Origin of the sequence: Desulfosarcina sp., assembly GCF_041551955.1 — a bacterium.
Lineage (GTDB): Bacteria > Desulfobacterota > Desulfobacteria > Desulfobacterales > Desulfosarcinaceae > Desulfosarcina.
On record NZ_JBFELV010000544.1, the window covers coordinates 1 to 3,020 of the forward strand.

Sequence of the window (3,020 nt, forward strand, 5' to 3'; positions counted from 1 at the left end):
CCTCCTTCGCCTACTGCCTGATCATCGGCACGCCGCCCAATGCCATCGTTTACGCCAGCGGCTACCTCGGACCGAAAGATTTCCTGCGGGTGGGCGTGATCATGTGGTTCTTTTCTCAAATCCTGCTGCTGGTTATTTCTTTCGTTTACTGGCCGCTGCTTGGATTCGGTGTACTGCCGAGCTTCTAGCCCAACCACGTCAAGGGAGACATGATCATGGATCGTATCGAAGATAAGCCAACGCATGGAAAAAACGCAAGCCTGCGGGTTGAAAAGGGCAAAATCTACTTCAGCCGGGATGCAGAGCGAAAATTCTATTTCGCCCTGTCCCTGATTCTATTCCTGGCCGGCCTGTTTTATAAACTGGGGATTCTGCAATGATCACCACCATGGCAAGCCGGTCAGACCCGTCTGGGCTGAGATTTTATTCGGCAACGGTAATGGGTCTTCTGGGGCATCCCCGGACATTTTTCAGGGACTTGCCTGAATCGCCCGGTATGGCTCAGGCCGCGGGCTTTCTCACCGTGTGCGCCATCGTTCACAGCATCGCGGCCCTCGTGTACACGGCGCCGGCCAATTCCCTCGTGATGGGAGGAACCCTTTTGGCTAACGCCATCGGCATGGTATTCCTGCTGACGGGGTTGGGCTATGCGGCAGCCCGCGTCAGCGGCAAAGGCAAGGTGCGCTTCGGCGGATGGTTCCGCATCTATGCCCTTTCTACCGGCGTAACCCTGCTGGTTTCCTGGGTGCCGGCATTGGTGGTCTATACTGAAATCTGGAAATGGTGGCTGATCGCAACCGGAATGACCTATGGACTCGGTTTCAGGTGGTATCGGGCGCTGGCGATTGTCGGGGTTTCGATTGTGGTCACGATCCTTCTATTTCATTGGCTGCTCGCTTCGGACATACGACTATGAGACCGGTAGATCTTTTGAAAAGGGGCCACGTTATCGTAGAATCAGCTTGTGTAGGCTGATGTGGGTTATGCGGGATGCTTATTCACGTTTATGAGAGAAGGTTCGCCGTTTTGCCAAATGGTGTCCATCCAAAAATGGTAGATGTTGGTTCAGGCCAAGGCCGCAGCGAAATTGAGACCGCAGGCGCAGTGGCACCACGTCGAGGATGTCAATCGAGCGAGAACGCAGGCGTGGGCCGAAAGATGCCGCTTCTGGATGGCCACTGAATAGCCATTGCTGCACCGGAGCAAAGATTCCGGAACCAAAAGGAGACGTACCAATGGAGAAAAAAATAAAGGTTTTGATGGTCGACGACGAGGCCCAGTTCCGGGCCACCACCCAAAAAATCCTGAACCGCAAGGGATTCGATACCATCATCGCCGGCAGTGGCGAGGAGGCGCTGGGCAAGCTGAACGATGACCCGGATGTGGTCATTCTCGACATCAAGATGCCCGGTATCGACGGCCACGAGGCCCTGCAGGAAATAAAGAAACGAAAACCCGATCTGCCGGTGATCATGCTTACCGGACATGGCGCACTGCCTTCCGCCAAGGAGGCCCTGGGAAAAGGCGCCTTTGACTACCTGTCCAAGCCGTGCGACATTGAATTGCTCGCCGCCAAGGTCAAGGAGGCCTATCACCAGAACAAGATACCCATCGAAGAGCAGGAAAAACGCGTCCATGAGGCCATGGTCCCCCTAGAAGAATACACCACCTTGTCCGGCGACCAGAGCGTTGCCACGGCCATCGCCGAGCTGAAATCGTCATTCGCCTGTAAAATATCGACCAGCCGGATCATGGAAACCGGACACCGCTCTGTCTTGGTCATGGAAGCGGGGGGAGCGGTTGCCGGCATCGTGGCGATTACCGATCTGCTGAAAATGATCATGCCCGCCTACCTTTCCGCATCCAAACCGTCGACCGCAGACAGCATCCAGTACTCGCCCATGTTCTGGAAGGGGATGTTCGGCGCCGAGACACGCAGAAAATCCCGGCTGAAGGTCAATGAAGTCATGTCCCCCGCACCGCCGGTTATCGATGGCGCTGCCAGTCTGATGGAGGCTGCTTACCGGATGCATACCGAAAATGCCCGGCGGCTGGTGGTGGTATCGTCTGATAAAGTCGTCGGCGTCATCCGGGAGCAGGATTTGTTCTTCGAGATGGAAAATATTCTGAGTTCGTAACGGTGGCTCGGCGCTGACTCGTTACACGCGCAGCTCAAGCCTTTCATCGGGTATTGTAAATATCAATGCCAAGGAGAATTTTTTAAGAATATGATAAAGAAAGCTTGCCTCTTGGCGGTTACCGCCTTGCTGTTAGCCTCATGTGCGAATTATTTTGGTCAAGATGGTCGTAGAGGGGTTTCAGGCAGTCTCGTGGATTACCTGTATCCAGATGGCCAGGTTCCACCAAAACATGAAGAAACCACCCCGCAACTCCGTCTTCCCCTTACCGTAGGGTTGGCGTTTGTCCCGTCACAACAAGGTGCCTCTTTTATGCTGCCGGAGGCCAAAAAAACGCAACTGCTTGAAGCGGTAAAACAGAAATTCGCCGGACTGGATTACGTGAAGGAAATAATCATCGTTCCAGAGACATATATGCGGTCCTCCAAGGGGTTTGAGGGAGTGGGCCAGATAGCGCGCTTATACAGCCTGGACATTGTCGCGCTTGTATCCTATGACCAGGTAGCCGTTACCTCGGAAACCAAAAGCTCCATATTGTATTGGACCATTGTTGGCGCCTATTTCATAAAGGGTAATCAAAACCAAGCGACGACCTTTGTCGACACTGCTGTATTCGATGTCAATTCTAGAAAAATGCTTTTCCGGGCACCCGGGGTGAGTGATACACAACAAACGTCTACATTGGTTGAAGTGGACCAGGTTAATCGAGAGGCGAGAGAGAAGGGCTTCGAATTGGCCATGATGGACATGTCAAACAATCTGGCTGCAGAACTGGATCGGTTCAAGGAAAAGATAAAAGAGGATAAAAGTGTGCAAATCACGCACAGAGAGGGCTATGGGGGCGGTGGCGGAATTCAATGGCCGCTTCTGTTGACGGTAATC

5 protein-coding genes are annotated in these 3,020 nt (G+C 53.4%); all 5 read left to right on the plus strand.

From position 1 onward, the window contains the following. Window positions 1–188 (plus strand): anion permease (locus ABYV26_RS23830; protein ID WP_372683845.1); only part of this gene is annotated, 188 nt, incomplete at its 5' end. A gap of 27 nt (window positions 189–215) precedes the next feature. After that, window positions 216–380: a hypothetical protein gene (locus ABYV26_RS23835; RefSeq protein WP_372683846.1), complete on the plus strand. Its 165-nt coding sequence runs from the start codon at window positions 216–218 to the stop codon at window positions 378–380. After that, entirely contained in the window at window positions 377–916 is a 540-nt protein-coding gene (locus ABYV26_RS23840; RefSeq protein ID WP_372683847.1) for a YIP1 family protein, read from the plus strand. The genes ABYV26_RS23835 and ABYV26_RS23840 overlap by 4 nt, the downstream gene beginning before the upstream one ends. A gap of 319 nt (window positions 917–1,235) precedes the next feature. Continuing rightward, entirely contained in the window at window positions 1,236–2,138 is a 903-nt protein-coding gene (locus tag ABYV26_RS23845; protein WP_372683848.1) for a response regulator, read from the plus strand. Window positions 2,139–2,228: 90 nt separating this feature from the next. Further along, window positions 2,229–3,020, plus strand: a 792-nt coding sequence (gene rhlP, locus ABYV26_RS23850; RefSeq protein ID WP_372683849.1) for a rhombotarget lipoprotein, incomplete at its 3' end; no start/stop codon positions are given.

Bases quoted from the DNA above. Each gene is read 5' to 3' on its own strand.
- ABYV26_RS23835 (WP_372683846.1), top strand. From the start codon at position 216: ATGGATCGTATCGAAGATAAGCCAACGCATGGAAAAAACGCAAGCCTG.
- ABYV26_RS23840 (WP_372683847.1), top strand. From the start codon at position 377: ATGATCACCACCATGGCAAGCCGGTCAGACCCGTCTGGGCTGAGATTT.
- ABYV26_RS23845 (WP_372683848.1), top strand. From the start codon at position 1,236: ATGGAGAAAAAAATAAAGGTTTTGATGGTCGACGACGAGGCCCAGTTC.